This window comes from Mycobacterium sp. (assembly GCF_032162105.1).
Classification (GTDB): Bacteria; Actinomycetota; Actinomycetes; order Mycobacteriales; family Mycobacteriaceae; genus Mycobacterium.
Window position 1 is genome coordinate 1 of sequence record NZ_JAVRPS010000569.1, and the last position, 3,396, is coordinate 3,396.

A 3,396-nucleotide genomic window follows, 5' to 3' on the forward strand; every position below is an offset into this window, starting at 1 on the left:
GGCGCGGGTAGGTGCGGGGCTCGGCAGGACGCGACGATCACCGCCTCCGGCGCTCGCAGTCCGCGTGAGATACGTTGTTGAGCAACCAAATACGCCAGGATTGCGCCCATGCTGTGGCCCAGCAGGACGTGGGGCCGACGCAACAGCTCGTCGAGCTCGTCGGCCAGTGCCCGAACGCAGGTCTCGGCGTCGACGTGGCGGGTCTCGTCGCGGCGCGACTCCCGCCCCGGCAGCGTCACTGCGGTGAGTGCCACCTCGGCGCCCATGTCCGTCAGCGCTCGGCGCAGCGGGTGAAACGACGCGGACCCGCCACCAGCGTGGTGAAAGCACACCAATTCAACGGGTGTCATCCGGTCATCCCGCCCTCGTCGAGCCGCTGCAACACGAAGTCGACGAGATCGCCGACGCTGTGAATCTTCGAGAGCACCTCGGCAACGGTGACGTCGTGCAGAAGTGGATATTCCGCCCGCAGCCGGTCCAGGAGGCGAAGCTGCAGCAACGAGTCGTAGCCCAAGTCGTCAGCGAGCCGTTTGGACCGGGTGAGCGTGGTGACCGAATAACCGCCGACATCGGCGATCAGCGTGAGAACCCCGCCCTCCGCACCGGCCTGCGGCTGCTCGGTGCTCTCCGCCTCGCCGAGTGGCTCGCCGGCTGGAGCCTCGGCGGGCTGCGCCAGCTGTCGGGTGTAAGTGATCGGGCCGTCGAACCAGAACCGGCTGGAGGTATCGAAGGCGTACGGCGGGATCCGCTGCGGCGGGCCGGCCGGTCCGCCGTACAGGGCCGCCAAATCGGGTGAGTAACCGTCGCGCATCATCGTGGCGGCCACACCGAGCATTTCTGTTCCGTCGGAATCTGGGCCGCTGCACAATGTGAGCGAGCGTGTCTGTGGCGGCAGTCCGCCCCGCCTGGCGAGGGTGAGCAGGCCAGATTTGGGGCCGGCCTCGGCGAGATAGTCGGCACGTTCGGCGCTGAAGGCGGCCCGGACCGCGTCGAAGAAACGCACCGGCGAACAGATCTGCCCCGCCCAGTAGTCGACGGTCATTTCTCGGCCCTCGACTTCTCGACCGAGCACCGTGGAGAACAGCGGAAACTCGGCGGGTCCGGGCTCGAGTCCGGCTATCTCGTGCCGGAAGTCAGCCACCATCGGCTCCATGAGCGGCGAGTGAAAGGCGTGTGACACCGCCAGATTCATCGCTTTACCGCCCCGCTGCCGAATCAGCGTTTGGGCTCGTGCCACGGCATCGGTGGCTCCGGAGATGGTCAGGGAGTCCGGCCCGTTGACCGCTGCGATCGCGCACCCGGGCTCGTCGGCGACGAGTGCCTCGGCCTGCTCAACGCTGAGGTCGACCGCGATCATTGCCCCACCGGGAGGCAACGCGCCCATCAGCCGCCCTCTGGCCACGATGAGCTTGGCGGCGGTGTCGACCGTAAGCACACCGGCCAGGCAGGCGGCGGTGACCTCCCCGACGCTGTGCCCGATCCCGAATGGCACGCGGATGCCGCTCTGTAGCAGAGTCTTTCCCAGCGCGTAGGACACGGCGAACAACGCCGGCTGCGCGAGGCTCGTGTGATCGAGGCCGGGTGCGCCGCCGAAGATCGTTGCGAGCAGATCCGATCCAAGGTGGGGATCCAGGGCGGCCGCCGCGGCGTCGAGGTTCTCCCGGTACATCGGATGAGCGTCGTAGAGCGGCCGTGTCATGCCCGGGTACTGGGTGCCCTGACCTGAGAACAGGAGCCCGACGCTGGCCGGGGCCTTGTGGGGCGGGGCGGACGACACGAGGTCGGCGCCGTCGCCGGCCGCAAATTGGCGCAGCCCATCAACCAGGGTGTCGCGGTTGCCTTCCGCGACAAGGCGATGCCGATGTGATCGCTTTACGACGTTCGTCGAGCGGCACCAGGAGGCCACTTGCGAAGTGTCGAGGGTCTCCAGCGCGGTGGTCATCGACTCGGCGTTGCGCCGCAGCGCCTGCGCCGACGGCGCCGAAATCGTCAGGACCCCGTTCGCACCCGGGTCGGGCAGCGCCGTGGCCGGCGCCGACTCCACAACTGCGTGCGCGTTACTGCCGCCGAGGCCGAACGAGCTCACCCCACCCAGCGCACCGTTCACCGGCAACTTTCGGGGATCGTCGACCAGCTGCAGCCCGTGCTCGTGCAGCCGCAAGGCGGGATTGGCGCTGTCGCCGAACACCGTCGGCGGCAGCACGCCATGATGTAGCGCCAGGCACGCCTTGATGAACGCCGCGATCCCCGCGCTGCCTTCGGTGTGTCCGATGTTTCCCTTCACCGAACCGAGCAGACATGGCTCGCCGCGTCGGTTCTTGTGCACGTCGCCAAGGGCGTTGGCTTCGATCATGTCGCCCAGCACCGTGCCGGTGCCGTGCGCTTCGACGAAGTCGATCTGTCCGGCATCAACCTCTGCCAGGCTCAGCGCCCGCCGCATCAACTCCACCTGCGACCGGCGGTTCGGGGCGGTGATGCCGTTGCTGCGGCCGTCGTGGTTGGTGACCGAACTCTTCACGACGGCATAGATCGGCTGCCCGTCGGCAAGGGCGTCGTCGAGTCGGCGCAGCACTACCGCGGCCACGCCCTCGCCCCGGCCGATGCCGTTGGCGCCCAGTCCGAACGGCTTGCATCGACCGTCGGGAGCGGACAGCCCGGCCTGAGTGTAGAAGATCGAAAGCGCCGGCGTCAGAATGAGATTGGCACCAGCCGCGATAACGGTATCGGCCTCCCCAGAGCGAAGCGCCGCGCAGCCCTGGTGTACGGCAGTCAGTGATGACGAGCAGGCTGAGTCGATGGCCACGCTTGGTCCGATGAGGCCCAGGTGGTAGGAGATGCGGTTAGCAGTCATGAAATAACCACTGCCCGTGCCGCGGAACGCGCTGAGCCCGGCGAAGTCGAGAATCTGCAGGTTGCTCCACTCGCTGGACATGATGCCGACGAAGACCCCGGTCGGGGTGCCGGTCAGCGACCGCGGATCGATTCCGGCATCTTCGATCGCGCGCCAGGATGACTCCAGGAGCAGGCGTTGCTGCGGGTCAAGCGCCCCCGCCTCGATCGGCGCTATTCCGAAGAAGTCGTTGTCGAATGTCTCGACATTGTCGATGAAATGGCCACGTCGGGTGTTCATCGAGCCGAAAGCACCGTCGGTGCGATAGTAGGCGTCGACATTCCAACGCTGCGAAGGCACTTCGCTGTCGGCGATTACGCCATCCATCAGTAGCCGCCAGAACGCGTCCTTGTCGGGAGCGCCAGGGAAGCGGCAATCGACACCTACCACGGCGATCGGTATCACGGCAGCACCCGCTCGGTGACCAGGTGCACCGCGATGGCATCAATGGTGGCGCAATCCCACACAATCGTGGTCTCGACGGGCAGTCCCTTCTCGAACTCCAG

General features: G+C 67.0%; 2 protein-coding genes. Both read right to left on the reverse strand.

What is annotated here, in order from left to right:
* The coding region (locus tag QOC69_RS29015; protein ID WP_526445976.1) for a thioesterase II family protein at positions 1–350 on the reverse strand (350 nt) is incomplete at its 3' end.
* Complete coding sequence (locus QOC69_RS29020; RefSeq protein WP_526445977.1) at positions 347–3,280, reverse strand: type I polyketide synthase; 2,934 nt, start codon at positions 3,278–3,280, stop codon at positions 347–349. The genes QOC69_RS29015 and QOC69_RS29020, both read right to left, overlap by 4 nt.
* Positions 3,281–3,396 lie beyond the last annotated feature (116 nt).